The organism is Planococcus sp. APC 3906, from assembly GCF_030407685.1.
Taxonomy (GTDB): Bacteria; Bacillota; Bacilli; order Bacillales_A; family Planococcaceae; genus Planococcus; species Planococcus koreensis.
Genome location: NZ_JASDCW010000018.1, coordinates 26,488 through 42,542 on the forward strand (window position 1 = coordinate 26,488; position 16,055 = coordinate 42,542).

Annotated in this window: 15 protein-coding genes; 11 read left to right on the forward strand and 4 right to left on the reverse strand. The window is 49.0% G+C overall.

What is annotated here, in order from left to right; genetic code table 11:
* The first annotated feature begins 308 nt into the window (after window positions 1–308).
* From chrA to kynB, 3 genes are read left to right on the forward strand one after another with little or no spacing between them, the layout of a single operon-like run.
* The gene (gene chrA, locus QMA09_RS11325; protein ID WP_290213203.1) at window positions 309–1,478 is read left to right on the forward strand and encodes a chromate efflux transporter; all 1,170 of its coding nucleotides are present in this window, start codon (window positions 309–311) and stop codon (window positions 1,476–1,478) included.
* 12 nt (window positions 1,479–1,490) lie between these two features.
* The gene (kynU, locus tag QMA09_RS11330; protein WP_290213204.1) at window positions 1,491–2,744 is read left to right on the forward strand and encodes a kynureninase; all 1,254 of its coding nucleotides are present in this window, start codon (window positions 1,491–1,493) and stop codon (window positions 2,742–2,744) included.
* The gene (kynB, locus tag QMA09_RS11335) at window positions 2,745–3,365 is read left to right on the forward strand and encodes an arylformamidase (RefSeq protein ID WP_290213205.1); all 621 of its coding nucleotides are present in this window, start codon (window positions 2,745–2,747) and stop codon (window positions 3,363–3,365) included.
* Between the two features lie 32 nt (window positions 3,366–3,397).
* On the opposite strand, the gene QMA09_RS11340 is transcribed toward kynB, so the two are convergent.
* Window positions 3,398–3,832 (reverse strand): phosphatase, encoded by a 435-nt coding sequence (locus QMA09_RS11340; protein ID WP_290213206.1) that lies wholly within the window; start codon window positions 3,830–3,832, stop codon window positions 3,398–3,400.
* Window positions 3,833–4,011: 179 nt separating this feature from the next.
* On the reverse strand, window positions 4,012–4,548 hold the full coding sequence (locus QMA09_RS11345; protein ID WP_135500953.1) for a universal stress protein: 537 nt from the start codon (window positions 4,546–4,548) through the stop codon (window positions 4,012–4,014).
* 577 nt (window positions 4,549–5,125) lie between these two features.
* On the opposite strand from QMA09_RS11345, the gene QMA09_RS11350 reads away from it, so the two are divergent.
* Together QMA09_RS11350 and QMA09_RS11355 are read left to right on the forward strand one after the other, a co-directional pair.
* On the forward strand, window positions 5,126–6,862 hold the full coding sequence (locus QMA09_RS11350; RefSeq protein WP_290213207.1) for an ABC transporter ATP-binding protein: 1,737 nt from the start codon (window positions 5,126–5,128) through the stop codon (window positions 6,860–6,862).
* A gap of 2 nt (window positions 6,863–6,864) precedes the next feature.
* Entirely contained in the window at window positions 6,865–8,622 is a 1,758-nt protein-coding gene (locus tag QMA09_RS11355) for an ABC transporter ATP-binding protein (protein ID WP_290213208.1), read from the forward strand.
* A 533-nt stretch (window positions 8,623–9,155) separates the two neighbouring features.
* On the opposite strand, the gene QMA09_RS11360 is transcribed toward QMA09_RS11355, so the two are convergent.
* Window positions 9,156–9,359 carry a YheE family protein gene (locus tag QMA09_RS11360; RefSeq protein WP_135500959.1) on the reverse strand — a complete coding sequence of 68 codons (204 nt, stop codon included), beginning with the start codon at window positions 9,357–9,359 and terminating at the stop codon, window positions 9,156–9,158.
* Between the two features lie 73 nt (window positions 9,360–9,432).
* On the opposite strand from QMA09_RS11360, the gene QMA09_RS11365 reads away from it, so the two are divergent.
* From QMA09_RS11365 to QMA09_RS11375, 3 genes are all read left to right on the forward strand, one after another.
* Window positions 9,433–10,587, forward strand: coding sequence for a DUF445 domain-containing protein (locus QMA09_RS11365; RefSeq protein ID WP_338325015.1), 1,155 nt, complete (start codon window positions 9,433–9,435; stop codon window positions 10,585–10,587).
* A gap of 16 nt (window positions 10,588–10,603) precedes the next feature.
* Window positions 10,604–10,951: a YlbF family regulator gene (locus QMA09_RS11370; protein ID WP_135501188.1), complete on the forward strand. Its 348-nt coding sequence runs from the start codon at window positions 10,604–10,606 to the stop codon at window positions 10,949–10,951.
* 119 nt (window positions 10,952–11,070) lie between these two features.
* Window positions 11,071–11,850 (forward strand): enoyl-CoA hydratase, encoded by a 780-nt coding sequence (locus QMA09_RS11375; RefSeq protein ID WP_290213209.1) that lies wholly within the window; start codon window positions 11,071–11,073, stop codon window positions 11,848–11,850.
* A gap of 419 nt (window positions 11,851–12,269) precedes the next feature.
* On the opposite strand, the gene QMA09_RS11380 is transcribed toward QMA09_RS11375, so the two are convergent.
* Window positions 12,270–12,455, reverse strand: coding sequence for a YhzD family protein (locus tag QMA09_RS11380; RefSeq protein ID WP_135500964.1), 186 nt, complete (start codon window positions 12,453–12,455; stop codon window positions 12,270–12,272).
* A 123-nt stretch (window positions 12,456–12,578) separates the two neighbouring features.
* Between QMA09_RS11380 and QMA09_RS11385 the strand changes: the two genes are divergently transcribed.
* The 3 genes from QMA09_RS11385 (at window position 12,579) to QMA09_RS11395 (ending at window position 16,053) form a co-directional block, all read left to right on the forward strand.
* Window positions 12,579–13,478 (forward strand): ABC transporter ATP-binding protein, encoded by a 900-nt coding sequence (locus tag QMA09_RS11385; RefSeq protein WP_135500966.1) that lies wholly within the window; start codon window positions 12,579–12,581, stop codon window positions 13,476–13,478.
* A complete protein-coding gene (locus QMA09_RS11390) occupies window positions 13,471–14,721 on the forward strand; it encodes an ABC transporter permease (RefSeq protein WP_135500968.1) in 1,251 nt (416 codons plus the stop codon). Before QMA09_RS11385 ends, QMA09_RS11390 begins: the two co-directional genes overlap by 8 nt.
* 114 nt (window positions 14,722–14,835) lie before the next feature.
* A complete protein-coding gene (locus QMA09_RS11395; protein WP_135500970.1) occupies window positions 14,836–16,053 on the forward strand; it encodes a metallophosphoesterase family protein in 1,218 nt (405 codons plus the stop codon).
* The last annotated feature ends 2 nt before the right edge of the window (window positions 16,054–16,055 follow it).

Below are 16,055 nucleotides of genomic sequence, written 5' to 3' on the forward strand. Positions count from 1 at the left end.
CCTCCAAGTCTCCTGAACAAAGTGAAACGACCCTCGAATGAGAGCCGTTTCAATAGAACATATGATAGTCAGTCCACCTAGGCAGAAAGCCGGATGAACGGTTAGAAGTGCTGTGAAATTATATTTTTAGCTTTATTAGTATAGCAGGAAATGCGCAGGAACGCCAATCGGGAAAAGGTGCCGAGTTTACTTTAACCAGATGGTACATGACAACATATAAGCAATCAGTTATGCTTTAATTGAAGCAAAAATACAGGCAAAGCTGAAATTCGTTTTTCAGCAAAGCCGGCGCATTAAAGGAGACGATTATGGCAAAGAAGAATTACATGGAAATTTTGAAAGCTTCCACAAAACTGGGGCTCACTTCATTCGGCGGGCCGACTGCCCATCTCGGGTATTTCCGGGAAGAATATGTCGTCAAACGGAAATGGCTGGATGACAAAGCATACGCTGATCTTGTGGCGTTATGCCAATTCCTGCCTGGACCGGCAAGTTCACAGGTCGGCATTTCAGTAGGAATGCTGAGAGGCGGAATCTTCGGCGGCTTCCTGTCTTGGTTCGGCTTCACGATGCCGTCAGTCATCTTATTGGTGTTGTTCGCAATGCTAGTATCCAATGCGTCGTTCGACAGCGGCTGGATCCACGGTTTGAAAATTGTCGCCGTCGCGGTAGTCGCCCACGCATTGATGGGAATGGGGAAATCGTTGGCGCCGGACTTGCCAAGAATTGCGCTTGCTGTCGCGGCCGCAGCGGCTATTCTGCTTGTGCCTACTGCATGGGCCCAAATAGCGGTCATCGTTTTAGCAGGGATTTTTGGCTATTATATGTACCGCAAAGAAAAGGCGCCGGAAGCGGTGAAGCTGGCACTTACGTTTGGCAGAAAAACAGGGATTGCGGCTTGGACGATTTTCGCCGCGTTGCTGGTCGGGCTTCCGTTGCTGAGGCCGTTCTTTGAATCTGCGCTCTATGCGATTTTCGATATTTATTACCGGGTCGGATCGATTGTGTTTGGTGGAGGCCATGTCGTTCTGCCAATGCTGGAGCGGGAAGTGGTGCCAGGATGGATGGGTCCGGATGTTTTCATCTCGGGTTATGGAGCTGCACAAGCAGTCCCGGGACCGCTGTTCACATTGGCTGGCTATCTTGGCCAGATCATGTCAGGTGGATGGGGAGCGGTCATTGCGGTCATTGCGATGTTCTTGCCCTCCTTCCTGCTGGTCCTCGGCACGCTGCCATTTTGGAGTGTTATCCGCACGAAGTCAGGCGTTCAGGCCGCTTTAAAAGGAGTGAATGCGGGTGTTGTCGGCATTCTGCTCGCCGCTTTGTATGATCCGGTCTTTACATCGGGTATTCGTGGGCCGGTTGATTTTGCCATTGCGATTACTGCGTTTGCAATGTTAGTCTATTTTAAACTGGCACCATGGGTTGTTGTGTTGGTCACGGCGATTCTTGGCGCTATGTCTTACGCATTTCTATAAGGGGGAAGAATCATGGCGGCTGAAAAACAGCTTGATGAAATGGATTCGCTTGCGCGTTTTAAAAAAGAATTTTACCAAACTGAAAACCAAATATACATGGACGGCAATTCGTTAGGATTGATATCGAAACGTGCGGAAGCTAAATTGCTGGAGGTCGCGGAAAGCTGGAAAATCCACGGCATTGACGGCTGGACAGAAGGGAAAGACCCATGGTTTACGATGGCGGAAAACCTGAGTGCCCGCATTGCTCCTTTGGTCGGGGCGAAACCGCATGAAGTGATGGTGACAGGATCGATTACTTCCAATATTCATCAGATGCTGTCCACTATTTTTCAGCCAAGCGGGGACCGCTTTGCAATCGTGGTTGATGAGCTGAATTTTCCGTCAGATATTTACGCGGTGGAAAGCCATCTGCGCCTGCGCGGACTAGATCCGGCAACAGCCATGAAAAAAGTACGGAGCCGTGACGGCTTCACATTGGAATTGCAGGACATTATTGATGAATTGACTGATGAAGTGGCAATTATCATGCTGCCGTCGGTCCTTTACCGCAGCGGGCAATTGCTGCCGATCCGGGAAATTGCGGAAGCCGCACATGAAAAAGGGATTTTGGTCGGATTTGATTTGGCCCATTCCATCGGTGCTTTGCCTCACGAACTGCATGATTGCGGTGTGGACTTTGCGGTTTGGTGCCATTATAAATACATGAATTCAGGACCTGGCGGAACGGGTGGATTGTACATCCATGAACGCCACCACGACTTGCTGCCAGGCAACGCCGGCTGGTTCGGCTCGGACAAAGCGAAGCAATTCGATATGGACCATTCGTTTTCGAAAGCGGAAGGGGCCGGCGCTTATCAAATCGGCACGCCGAATATTTTCAGCATGGCGCCATTGCTTGGGAGCATTGAAATTTTCGAAGAAGCAGGCATTGAGGCCGTGCGTGAAAAATCACTTCAACTGACAAGCATGCTGCGCGAGTTGATCGCCCAGAAAATTCCGGCGCTGAAAGACGTGACGCCTGTTGAAGACGCTGGGCGCGGCGGCCATATCGCGTTGGCTCATGAAGAAGCGGCGCGCATCTGCAAAGCCTTGAAAGAGGCTGGCGTTGTACCCGATTTCCGTGCGCCGAACATTATCCGCTTGGCTCCGGTAGCGCTTTATACGTCTTACAGCGATGTTGAAAAAGTGGTGGAGCGTTTGAAGGCCATCATGGACAATGAAGTCTACAAAAACTTCAGCAACGACAGAAACGTGGTGGCGTAAGTGGCAAAGAAGATTATTGATATTTCCATGGCATTGGATGCGCAGACGCCGGAATGGCCGGGAGACGTGCCATTCAAGTTCCGCCTGTCAGTGACACAAGAACAAAGCGGATCGGTGAATATTGGTGAATTGTCCACGAGCACGCATATGGGCACGCACATTGATGCGCCTTTCCATTACGATGACAATGGTTTAAAAGTGGAAGAATTGCCGCTGGATATCTATTTGACAAAAGCTCAAGTGGTCGATGTAGCGGCCGTTGCGAAAGTATTGGTGAAAAATCTGCCTGAAATAGAAGAAGGGGTGGAAGCTGTGCTGCTGCATACAGCGGCATGGCAAGACCGAACAGAATTCCCCGCTTCCTGGCCGGAATTCGACACATCGATTGCCGAATGGATGGTCCGCAAAGGGATCCGCCTCTTTGGCGTCGATGTCCCTTCGGTGGATCCGCAGACCAGCAAAGACTTGCCGATGCACCAGGCGATGAACCGCAATGGGCGCTTTATTCTGGAAGGCATCGTATTAGAAGGTGTTCCTGCAGGGGTTTATCAGTTGGCTGCCTTGCCGCTAAAAATTACAGGAGCGGATGGAAGCCCGGTCCGCGCAGTTTTATACACATGAAAAAACCCGTCTCTTTTTAAAAGAGGCGGGTTTTACATATAATGAGATCGGAAATAAGGTTCAAGATTTTTTATATTGATGGCAATTTCATCACAAATTTCTTGATAAAGAGCCCATTGTTCATGTTCGTCGGAACTGCGCAGCTCAGGGTTGCGAATATCCCATACTAGTAATTTTTGTAGAGGCAAATCCGCCGGTATATCGGCACCTTCCAAATCGCTGTCGTGCAAAGCGATAATCAGATCGGCTTCGCCAACTTCTTTGGAGTTGTAAGAGCGAGGCTCGACTTTCGGTATTTCAAATACGACTTCTTTCATCACTTGAAAAGGTGTTTCAGTGAATTGCGGCTGGCCCCACGCCGCGCTCCGAATGTCCCAGTCAGGAAGTTCCAGGCGATTCGCCCAGATTTCAGCCATGAGACCGCGGTGCTGGTGTGAGTCCAGAAAATATACGGTATGTTTTGACATAGCTGCTTCCCTTCTTCCTTTACCAATTTTATTGATTTTGCTTCTTAGTAATGTTTACCCACCATATATTGCGCTAAACTGATAAATTTATGACAATATAATGTATAAAATATTGTCTTAAAGCGAAAAAAACCACAAAATGAGAGTAAATACCTAACTCGCACTTTGTGGAATCGTAATTATTTGATAACTAGCACCGAACATGGTGAATCTTTCAATAAACGTTTGCTGACTGAACCGATGAAAAATTTCTGAAGTCCGGATTTTCCGCTGTTGCCGACCACCAGCAGATCGACATTCTGTTCATCGATGTAAGCTGGAATCATTTTGCTGGCGCTGCCTTCAAGTGCCAACACATTCGCTTTGACGCCTTTGGCATCCAACTGCTGCTGAATGGCAGTATGCATATGCTTGGAGTATTCTGTAGCTGAATCTTCGTAATCATCAGGGCGTTTCAAATCACTTGGCGCACGGTAATCGTTTTCGCCAATTTCAGGAGGCATATACTGGGCATATGTGCTGTCCACGTTGGCCGAAACCACTCTTGGAGAAACATCGCCGATTCGCGCCGCCCGGAAATTTTCATGATATTCTTCGTTGACGTAAATGACATTCAACTTGGCATCCGGCATCGCTTCCATCAGTTTAAGCGCTTGTTCAAGTGCCATTTTGCTTCCTTCTGAACCATCGTAAGCAACCGCAATGTTGTGAAACATCCTTACCATCTCCGATCAAATGATTTTATTAGTACTAAATTACCCTAAGAGCACTCAATGAAACATTCCTCTTTGTTGTAAAATAGAATTTATTCGAAAAACGTTGACAATTCAAAAATGGCAGTGGTACTCTTGAATTACCAAATCAAAGGAAAAGGAGGTTATGGCAATGAAAAAGTCAATCCGCGTATTTTCAGCTAATTTCATATCGTTGCCAGGCCTCCTTGTAATTAGTCTTTGAATTTATTTCGTGACTAGAATTAGTTAGGGCAGGTCTGCGGACTTGCCTTTTTTCGTGCACGCGCACCTTGAAAATGGGTGCGCGTTTTTTTATGGTCAACGACTGGAAAAATTTTGAATTTACGAGGATGGTTTGGTCAGCCTTAGGCTGTGCAAATAAATAACGCCGTTTTGCCATTCCAGACGGCTAGTGAAAATTCGCTTTGGAACATCGGCAAAACAAATAAAACGAGAAGGGGAGAATGAAGATGAGAAAGCTTCAAACACGGAAAATCATGATCAAGGAATCGCTTGAAGGCGACTAGCGGAAGACAGAAAAAGAAAGTGGGAGTAAACGATGTTTAGTGTTTTATGGAAATTAAGATGGTTTTTTAAAGAAAATTGGATCCGCTACAGCATTGCCGTAGGGCTCCTGATGATCGCCAACGTACTGGAAATCATTCCGCCTTGGCTGATCGGGCTGGCAATCGACGCAATTGCACAGGAAGAAATGACTTCGCTTTTGCTGTGGCAATATGTCGGCGTATTAGCGGCATCAATGGTGCTCGCCTATATAACGAATTTTGTTTGGCAATACCAGTTGTTTGGCGGAGCTTACGTTATCGAACGCCAACTCCGTTCGAGCCTGATGGGCCATTTCATGAAGATGACGCCTACGTTCTATGAGAAAAATCGGACGGGCGACTTGATGGCTCGTGCAACAAATGATTTGCGTGCAATCTCGGAAACCGCCGGCTTCGGCATTTTGACGCTTGTCGATTCGACGCTGTATATGGCTACGATCATTGTCGCAATGGGAATGCTTGTGTCATGGGAGTTGACGTTCTTGGCGTTGATTCCGCTGCCGATCCTGGCGATTATCGTACAAGTGCTGGGCAAGAAAATCCATGCCCGCTACACGGCGGCGCAAGATGCGTTCGGCGATATGAATGACAGCGTCCTCGAATCGATCGGCGGTGTCCGGGTTATCCGTGCGTATGTGCAGGAACGGAAATCTGAAAAAGGTTTTTCCGATATGACTTCTGATGTCTACGAAAAATACATGGCTGTTGAACGGATTGATGCCTTATTCGCTCCGGTTACGAAAGTCCTGACGACGATCAGCTATATGATCGGTCTGGGCTATGGTGCGTTCCTTGTTGCAGAAGGGACCATGACGCTGGGCGACTTGGTCGCGTTCAATGTCTACCTCGGGATGATCGTCTGGCCGATGTTCGCCATCGGGGAAATGATCAATATCCTGCAGCGCGGCAATGCTTCGCTTGACCGGGTGGATGAAACACTCGGCCATAAAGAGGATGTCGCCGAAGCGCTGCATCCGAAAACGCTGGAGACGCCAAGCCGAATCAATTTCAAAGATTTCAGCTTTACGTATCCGCAGTCGAGTTCGATCAATTTGCAAGGCATCAATTTGTCGTTGAACAGCGGACAGACGCTCGGCATTGTCGGCAAAACGGGCAGCGGGAAGACGACGTTCGTCAAACAATTGCTGCGTGAATATCCAGCGGGCGAAGGGGCGGTCCTTATGGACGGCATCGATCTGGCAGAGCTGCCGAAAGACCAGCTGCGCAGCTGGATCGGCTATGTCCCGCAGGACCACGTGCTGTTTTCCCGTTCGGTGCGCGACAATATCCTGTTCGGGAAACGGGATGCCACGGATGAAGACATCCAGGAAGCGATCCGCGTCGCCCATTTCGAGTCGGATCTGGCGAAGCTGCCAAACGGCTTGGAGACAATGGTCGGGGAAAAAGGGGTTGCATTGTCCGGCGGCCAGAAACAGCGCATTTCGATTGCGCGTGCGTTGATCAAAAAGCCGGAAATTCTCATTCTGGACGATTCGCTTTCCGCAGTCGATGCGAAGACGGAAGCGAAAATCATCGAAAATATCCAAAACGAGCGTTCCGGCAAAACGACAATCATCACGACGCACCGGCTTTCTGCCGTGCAGCATGCCGATTGGATCGTGGTGCTTGATGAAGGAAAAATCATTGAAGAAGGAACTCATGAGGATCTGTTGAAAGCGGGCGGTTGGTTCCACGAACAATTTCTTCGCCAACAGATCGAGGAGGTGTAATCATGGGGACAGGAAAAAGATTAGTCCATTACGCCCTGAATTTTAAAGGGATGTTGATATGGGGGCTTGTGCTCCTGGCGATTGCGGTAGCGGCAGATCTCGCTGCTCCGCTGATCGCCAAAGAAATAATCGATGAGCACATCGCGCCTATGCAGGGCGGTGCTGTGAATTTCGAACCGATTGCGTATTTATTGGTGATTTTCCTGGCATTCGGCATCGTAGCGGCAATATTCCGCTACCTCCAGTTCATCTTCCTGCAAAAAGGGGCGAACAGCATCATCAAAAAAATGCGCAACGACGTTTATGGCCATGTCCAGACATTGCCAATCCGTTATTTCGACAATTTGCCAGCCGGCAAAGTCGTGTCGCGCATCACCAACGATACAGAAGCAATCCGCGAATTATTCTTTACGGTATTCTCTCAATTCGCAACGAGCTTTATGTATATGGCAGGAATCTATGCGGCGTTGTTCTACCTCGATTGGAAACTCGCGGCTATCATGCTGGTGCTCATCCCGATGCTTTACGGCTGGATGCTCATCTACCGCAAATTCGCGGCTCGATACAATCATGTTGTCCGCGAAAAATTGAGCGATATGAATGCCATGATCAACGAGTCGATTCAAGGAATGACGATCATCCAGGCTTTCCGCAATGAAAAGAACATGAAAGCCGAATTCGAAGAAATGAACAATACCCATTACCAGTTCCAGCAGAAGCTGCTCGTACTTGAGGCAGCGGCTTCGCATAATATGGTGGGCGTCTTGCGCGTATTGATATTCATCTTGTTCATCGCATATTTCGGAAGCGGCTCGATCAGCGGGGAAGGCATGGTGACAGTCGGTGTACTGTACGCATTCATCGATTACATCATCCGCTTATTCAATCCAATCAGCGGCATCGTCAACCAGTTTTCACGCCTGGAACAAGCACTTGTTGCAGCGGAACGGGTCTTCCGTCTGCTCGACTTGCAGGGAGAACCGGTCAGCGACGCGAAAGTGGCACGCTATAGAGGCAATGTCCGCTTTGAGGATGTCTGGTTTGCGTATGACGCAGAAGAATATGTCTTGAAGAACATTGATTTTGAAGCGAAGCAAGGGGAGACGGTGGCGCTTGTCGGACATACCGGTTCCGGTAAAAGCTCAATCATGAACTTGCTGCTTCGGTTCTACGATGTATCCAAAGGCCAGATTACGATCGATGGCATCAACATCAACGACATGACACGCCAATCGGTCCGCGAGCACATGGGGATCGTACTCCAGGATCCGTATTTGTTTACAGGCACGATTGAATCGAATGTGTCGCTTGGCGACGAACGCATCACGCGCAAAATGGTGGAAGACGCACTTGAAGCGGTTGGCGGCGAACGCGTCCTCAAGCATTTGCCGAACGGCATTGACGAGCCGGTTGTCGAAAAAGGCAGCACCTTGTCATCCGGACAGCGCCAATTGGTGTCTTTCGCCCGGGCCTTGGCTTTCGATCCGGCAATCCTGATTTTAGATGAAGCCACATCGAACATCGATACAGAAACTGAAGAAATCATTCAGCACGCGATGAACGTATTGAAGAAAGGCCGCACGACGTTCATCATCGCCCATCGGCTGTCGACGATTAAAAACGCTGACCGCATCCTGGTCCTCGACCACGGTGAAATCGCCGAAATGGGCTCTCACGAAGAATTGATGAAACTTGGCGGCCAGTACCACCAGATGTACAAAATCCAATCGGGAATGTCTCCTGCCCAGCAAGTCGGGTAGAAGGGGCATTCCCCTTTTTTCGTTGAATTGCTATTGCTGTTAAAAAACGGCGGCGTTACCTATAATGAAAAAGCGGGAAGAAAAAAACGCCGGAACTTTTCCGGCGTTTCCAGCTTATTGAGAAAGTTAAATTCTTTTTTTGATAGGTTCGATATTCCGCAAAACAGCTGCGCTTGCCGCGGGCGAGCGCCAAGCCTCCTCGTCCGCTACGCTCCCTGCGGGGTCTCGGCTGTCTCGCTTTCCCGCAGGCGTCTCCGCTGTTTTGCTCCATATCTGGAGAACAGGAAAGAAACTATAGAAAGTGTATCTTTCCTGTTTTTCAGTAAAAGAAATAACATTCTATTAAGAAATACTTTGGAATGAAGCGGAAGGCGGCGACTCCAGCGGGCAAAGCCTGAGCTGAAGGCCCCGCAGGAGCGGCAGCGACGAGGAGACTGAAGCCAGGCCCGCGGAAAGCGTCCGCCTGAAGCGAAATGCAAAACAACTATCTAAGTTTCTCGACAGTCTGAAAAAGCCGGAACTTTTCCGGCGTTTCAATCGTATACATGGAATAGCATCAGTTCATGGATCATCGTTTTCACGGACTCCTCGTCCTGCGGCGGATCCGTCAGCCAAGCGATTTTTCCGTCAGGATGGTATTCGCCCGCGATGCGTTCACTTTTATAGAAGAAGGAAATGTTCCAGCCAGGAAGCTGGGCATTTTCGAACATTGGCTTGAATTTAAAATGCTGAAGCATAGATATCCCCCTTTGCGTCTCTTCTATAGTATAAAGGGATGGAATCAGATTGACAAAGAAGAAAAAGAAAAGAGTGAAGAGATTGAACATAATATTAACGCTGGTCTTCATGGCCATCATCGGGGCTTTAATCGGGGGTGTCACGAACTTTATCGCCATCAAAATGCTTTTCCGCCCGTATAAAGCGATATACATCGGCTCGTGGCGGGTGCCGCTGACGCCAGGGCTGATCCCGAAAAGGCGCGATGAATTATCCACTCAATTAGGGCGTACGATTGTCGATCACTTGTTGACGCCGGAAACGTTCAAAAAACGGTTTTTAAATGAAGAAATGCAGATTCGGACAGAAGGATGGATCCAGCGGCAGCTTAAAACCCACGCTTTCCAATCTTCCCGTTCATTGAAAGATTGGCTGGAAGTCGCAAATCAGCAAGACATCGATGTGAAAATCGAGTCGAAACTGGATGAATTGGTGGACCGCCAAGCGGATTCGGTCCGGTCGTATATCGAAGGAAAAACGATTCGTGAGCTGATGCCTGAAAATTGGAAAGCGGAAGCCGAAGTGAAAATTATCCACGGCGTCAAATACGGCATCGATCGGGCAACCGATTATTTTGTGTCGTTCCAAGGACGCCAGACCATAAAAACGTTCTTTGAGGAATTTCTGGCTTCCCGGGGGCGCTTTGGCAATATGCTGCAATCGCTGCTCGGTGAATCACGGCCGATTGTCGACCGCATCCAGCCCGAAATTGTGAAATTCCTGAACTCTCCGAAGACCTTTGAACTGGTGACTTCGCTGGCTCACGGCGAATGGGAGAAGCTTCAAGACAAAAAAGCAGAGGACCTGCTGAAAGAATTCGATTTCAGCCCGACACTCGATTCAGTAAAGCAATATGTACGTGAAACAGCCAATATCAACGGGCGTCTGGGTGCAACGCTTGCACAGACTTGGCCAACCGGGTTAGAATGGACAGGGAAACACCTCACACCGCTTGTTGCTGAATTTATTTTTCAGCAAGGGGAAGTGAGATTGGAAGAAGCCTTGCGCAAAATCAACATCGAGAGCATGGTGAAAGAGCAAGTCGATTCATTTGAACTCAGCCGGTTGGAAGAGCTTGTACTGGGCATTTCACGGCGCGAGTTGAAAATGATCACGGTTCTGGGTGCATTCCTTGGTGGACTGATCGGTTTAGTCCAGGGGCTTGTGGCCATAGGGCTGAATATTTAAGCAGAGGAGAATGATGATGACAGTTAACATCTATGACGATATCAACAAATTGGAAAGCACGTTCCGCAGCACAGAGGAATACGTAAAATTGCAGCAAGCGGTTGAAGCCGTATCTTCAGATAGCGAATCGAACGAATTGTTCAAGAGCTTCCGCGACTTGCAGATCACACTTCAGCAAAAGCAGGCTCAAGGCGAAGAAATCACAGAGCAGGAAATGATGGACGCACAAGCTACAGCAGTGGCTGCACAGGAAAACCCGAAAATCTTGGCAATGCTTGAAGCAGAAATGGGCCTTAGCCAGATTATCGACGAAGTTAACCGCGTTTTGATCAAACCAGTTCAATCCCTATACGAATCCATGTAATTCCTTTCAACTGACGGCAATTTCCACGAACATCGCCATAAAAAAAGGGATTTCACAAGAAGACACCGAATACGTAAAGATGAATCACAATTCATTTTTGCGAAAGGGTGTCTTTTTGTATGTTTGAAACAATAGAATTGACGAAACAAGGGCGTACCGGTTATTTAAAACTGAACCGGCCACAAGCGATGAATGCGATGAACGGAACGATGATGAAAGAACTTGCGGAATGCTTTGAATCCCTTCATCACGACACTGAGCTTCAAGTATTGGTGATCCATGGCGAAGGCAAGGCATTTTCAGCCGGCGGCGATATCAAGGAAATGATGGATCCGGAAAATCCGATGGATATCGACAGTGTCATGGTGGACGTCAGCCGTTTGGCGAAAGCGCTTTATACGCTGCCGCAGGTTACCATTGCCGCTATCCACGGCGCTTCAGCCGGCCTTGCTTTTAGCATCGCTTTGGCATGCGACCACATCATTGCTGAAGAAAACAGCAAACTGGCGATGAACTTCATCGGCATCGGGCTGGTGCCGGACGGCGGCGGACATTTCTTCATGAAAGAGCGTGTCGGTTCACCGAAAGCTCAGCAAATGATCTGGGCTGGCCAAATCCTGAAAGCGCATGATGCGCTGGCGAAGGGTATCATTGATGAAGTGACCGCTGAAGGCCGCTCGATGGAATACGCCAATGCTTACGTTGAGCAAACATTGGCTTCACCTGTTAAAGCGAAACTGGCAACAAAACATATCCTGCACCAATTGAAAGTCGGAGAACTGGAAAAAGTGCTCGAGCTGGAAGCAGTTGCCCAGTCGGCAATGCGCAAGAGCACCGACCATCTCGAAGGCATCCAGGCATTCGTCGAAAAACGGAAACCGGAGTTCCAGGGGAAATAAGCGGAATGAATTATTGACTACACTTTAAAACATTAGATTAAAAAAACTGCATTATATTTCATGTTGAGTCGATATTCCTCAAAACAGCCCCGCAAGCCCGTATGCACTGAATCCCTGTGGGCTGTTTTGCTTCATATCTGAAAACTGCAGAAAAAGCGCAGGTTTGCTATTAAGAAACACCTTTGAATGGAGCGTAAGGCGGCGACTCCTGCGGGATTAGCGAGTCAGGCGAGACCCTGCAACGCTCTTCAATGTTTCGAAGCTAGCGCAGCGATGCAGAAACAGGAGCGCAGCGACGAAGCGGCTCGGCGCTCGCCCCGCGGAAAGCGTCCGCCTGAAGCGAAATGAAAAGAATATAGAAAACTTCTCAACAAAAGACAAAAGGTGCAACGGGGAAAGCCCCGTTGCACCTTTTGGTCTTAAGAATGGAACAATAATAATTTGCCTGCTGGAGAAGCAAGGCGATGCGTTTTTTCCAGAAGTGATTTCTCTTCCAGAAGCGCTTGGCCTTGTTCTTTTGCCTGGCTGTCGTTTTCAGCAGTGAATGTTTCCTCGGTAATCAATTCACCGTTTTTTTCATAGGCGGTCAATTTATAAGTTCGCATGAATCGACAACTCCTTCTGAATGGTTGTTCATTTTTCAGTATATCGGTTTTTACGGAAAATGTCCCTGTTTTTGAAACATTTCAACAAGAGCTTCGTATAGAAAAGAGAAGGGGGAATGAGCGATGGGTTTAAAAGTGGAGAATGCCACAAAGAAATTCGGGGATTTTACAGCGGTGGACAATTTGTCGCTAGTGGTTGAAAGAGGGCAAATGTACGGATTCCTTGGCGCGAACGGCGCAGGGAAGACGACCACTTTCCGAATGATTTTAGGGCTGCTGAACCAGACGCACGGAACGGTGACGTGGAACGGCAAGCCGATTACATACGCGAACAGCCCTGAAATCGGTTATTTGCCGGAAGAGCGGGGGCTGTATCCGAAAATGCGGGTGGAAGAACAGCTTGTTTATTTGGCACAGCTGCGCAAGATGCCCGTCGCGGAAGCAAAACGCGAAGTACATAAATGGCTTGAGCGCTTTGAAGTGCCGCATTACGCATCGAAAAAAGTGGAAGAGCTGTCAAAGGGCAATCAGCAAAAAATTCAATTGATAGCTTCGTTGATCCATAAACCGTCGCTGCTGATACTGGATGAACCTTTTTCCGGTTTGGACCCGGTCAATGTCGGCATGTTGAAGTCCGCGATCCTGGATTTTCAAAAGCAAGGGGCGACAATCGTGTTCTCCAGCCACCGTATGGACCATGTAGAGGAATTATGCGATGACATGAGCATACTCGATCGTGGGAAAGTCATCCTCAGCGGATCGATCCGCGATGCAAAACGTTCATTCGGCAAGCATAACGTCCGCATTAAAATGGATCAGGATTTAACAGGCTTGAAAGAAATTGCCGGGGTGGAGGCATTCACAAAGACGCATGACGGGGCAGTGTTCAGAATCGGCAACGAATCGATAGCGCAAACGCTGCTTGCTGCATCAATGAAGCTTGGAGACCTGCGCCATTTTTCCATTGAGGAACCGACTTTGGAAGAAATTTTCGTGGCGAAAGTAGGGAAAGCACATGCATAGTTTCTGGATTATCTTCAAACAAGCTTTTTTGACAAAGGCAAGGACGAAATCGTTCATTGCGACCACAGTGATCGTTGCAGCTTCATTTTTCCTGGTAGCGAATTTATCAAATATCATTGCTCTTTTTGATGGCGGCAGTGAAGACGCGGATGTGCTCCATGTTTTAGATGAATCAGGGCAATTAACGCCTCTGCTACAGGAGCAATTGGCAGCTGTCGACAGTCCCGTGCAGGCGATGCCGACCGAAATGTCGGAGACGGAATTGAGAGAAGGCATCTCGGAAGGGACCATTGAAGCGTATATCGAACTCACGCAAGCGCAAGGTTTGGCCGCTCGCTACGTAACCGAATCAGCTAATGGCATGGGCAGCGGAGCGGATGTAGAACAGGCTGTGCAATCGATGCAGACCGTTTTGGCTGCCGATGAAATCGGCCTTAGCCAGGCGGAAGTCAGCCAATTGTTTTCACCGGCATCATTTGAGCGTGAAGCCGTCGCCGTTTCTTCCAAGTCGGAAGAAGAATTGAACCAGGCGCGCGGGCTCGTTTATGTCCTGATTTTGCTTATTTATGTCGCAGTCATCTATTACCCGAACATGATTGCCATGGAAGTGGCGAACGAGAAATCATCCCGTGTCATGGAAATCCTGATTTCGAGCGTCTCGCCGGTCAAGCATATGTTTGCGAAAATCGCGGGCATCGGCATGCTTGGCATCTTGCAAATGCTCATTTTCGGAACGGCCGGCTATTTTGCCATCAAATCTGCCGGCACGGATCTGGCAGGCGGCATTACAGGCGTCTTCGGCTTTTCAGACTTGAAAATCAGCACATTCCTGTTCGCGTTCCTGTTTTTCCTGCTTGGCTATTTTTTATATGCCGTGCTTGCGGCATTGCTTGGCTCACTTGTCAGTCGGACGGAAGACGTGCAGCAATTGATGCTGCCGATGATGTTTCTGGTCATCATTGCTTCTTTCATCGCTTTTTCCGGCATCGCGATGCCGGAAGCGACGTACGTCACGGTGGCATCGTACATCCCGTTTTTTGCGCCGCTTGTCATGTTCCTGCGAGTCGGAATGCTTGATATCCCATTATGGGAGCCGTTGCTGTCGATCGCCATTATGCTTGTGACAATCGGCGTATTGGGCACGATCGGCGCACGCGTTTACAGAGGCGGCGTCCTTATGTACGGCCCGTCGCAATCGTTGAAAGACATCCGCAAAGCGATTCGTTTAGGGGACAATAAATAACGTGGCGCAGTCCGTGTGCCGACCGCCAGCCGATCTTTTCGGCTGGCGGTTTTTTTTTATTCGCCAACATGGTAAAATAAGAACAAATATTCGGTTTTCGAAGGAGCTTGATTTATGAAAGGGATTCGTTTCATCCACGCGGCAGATTTGCATCTTGGCAGCCCATTCACCGGGGTGAAAGGGCTGCAGAAAGAACAATGGCAAAAGCTGAAGGACAGTACGCTGGAGGCATTTGACCGGCTGATCTCTTATGCGCTCGGGCAGCAGCCCGATTTCGTGCTGATTGCAGGTGATATCTATGACGGGGAAGACCGGAGCCTGCGTGCGCAGCACCGTTTCCAGCAAGGCATGGAAAGGCTCAGCAAAGCGGGAATTCCTGTCATCTTATGCCATGGCAACCACGATCACTTGAGCGGCAGCTGGACGCGTTTCGAATTGCCGGATAATGTCCATTCGTTCGGTGCGGAAGTATCGCAAATCAAATTGAATATCCGCGGCATCGAAGTTGCTGTTGCGGGATTCAGCTATGGTGAACGCCACATTAAAGAGTCAATGGTAAACGCGTATCCTGCTGCAAGCGGAGGGGATGCATTCCATATCGGCATGCTTCATGGCAGCCTCGAAGGCGAGAAAGCACATGCCGTCTACGCACCTTTTACGAAACAGCAGCTCCTTGAGAAAAATTACGATTACTGGGCGCTCGGCCATATCCATTTGCGGCAGCAGCTCCACGATGATCCGCCGATCGTCTACCCTGGCAACATTCAAGGGCGGCACCGGGGAGAAGCTGGCGCAAAAGGCTTTTATGATGTCGAGCTGTCGAAAACTGCGGCACAGCTGACATTTGTCCAAACCTCGGTTCTGCAATTTGACGAACTCATCGTGGACTGCAGCGGTGTGATGCACATGAACGAGCTGTTGGATGCCTGTGCCAACGGTGCACGGGATTTCGCGGAACGCTTCGGGCCGGGTGCGGTAAAACTGAAATTCGTCAATTTGGATGCGGAGGCGCGGGAACTGGTTCTTGGCATTCCGGAAGAAGAGCTGCTCGAAGCCGTGCGGGAATCGCTGGAAACAATGGATGCATTCATGCTGGTGCAAGGGATATCGGCTGAAAAAGAAAGTGTGGAAGCAGAACTGTCGCCGCTTGCTGAAGAAATCATTTCCATGATGGATTCCTGGCAATTGCAGGACTGGAAGGAAGTATTGAAGGATTTATACCGCCATCCGAAAGGCAGCCGCTATTTGGAGCCGCTTGGAGAATCAGCAACAGGCGATATCAAGGCAGCCGCCGCTGAAAAAATTCGCCGCGGCATTGGAATCGGAGGATGAAC

Bases quoted from the DNA above. Each gene is read 5' to 3' on its own strand.
- chrA (WP_290213203.1), top strand. From the start codon at position 309: ATGGCAAAGAAGAATTACATGGAAATTTTGAAAGCTTCCACAAAACTG.
- QMA09_RS11380 (WP_135500964.1), bottom strand. From the start codon at position 12,455: ATGCGAACTTATAAATTGACCGCCTATGAAAAAAACGGTGAATTGATT.
- QMA09_RS11375 (WP_290213209.1), top strand. From the start codon at position 11,071: ATGTTTGAAACAATAGAATTGACGAAACAAGGGCGTACCGGTTATTTA.
- QMA09_RS11360 (WP_135500959.1), bottom strand. From the start codon at position 9,359: ATGCTTCAGCATTTTAAATTCAAGCCAATGTTCGAAAATGCCCAGCTT.
- QMA09_RS11340 (WP_290213206.1), bottom strand. From the start codon at position 3,832: ATGTCAAAACATACCGTATATTTTCTGGACTCACACCAGCACCGCGGT.
- QMA09_RS11395 (WP_135500970.1), top strand. From the start codon at position 14,836: ATGAAAGGGATTCGTTTCATCCACGCGGCAGATTTGCATCTTGGCAGC.
- QMA09_RS11355 (WP_290213208.1), top strand. From the start codon at position 6,865: ATGGGGACAGGAAAAAGATTAGTCCATTACGCCCTGAATTTTAAAGGG.
- QMA09_RS11370 (WP_135501188.1), top strand. From the start codon at position 10,604: ATGACAGTTAACATCTATGACGATATCAACAAATTGGAAAGCACGTTC.
- kynU (WP_290213204.1), top strand. From the start codon at position 1,491: ATGGCGGCTGAAAAACAGCTTGATGAAATGGATTCGCTTGCGCGTTTT.
- QMA09_RS11350 (WP_290213207.1), top strand. From the start codon at position 5,126: ATGTTTAGTGTTTTATGGAAATTAAGATGGTTTTTTAAAGAAAATTGG.
- QMA09_RS11345 (WP_135500953.1), bottom strand. From the start codon at position 4,548: ATGTTTCACAACATTGCGGTTGCTTACGATGGTTCAGAAGGAAGCAAA.
- QMA09_RS11385 (WP_135500966.1), top strand. From the start codon at position 12,579: ATGGGTTTAAAAGTGGAGAATGCCACAAAGAAATTCGGGGATTTTACA.
- QMA09_RS11390 (WP_135500968.1), top strand. From the start codon at position 13,471: ATGCATAGTTTCTGGATTATCTTCAAACAAGCTTTTTTGACAAAGGCA.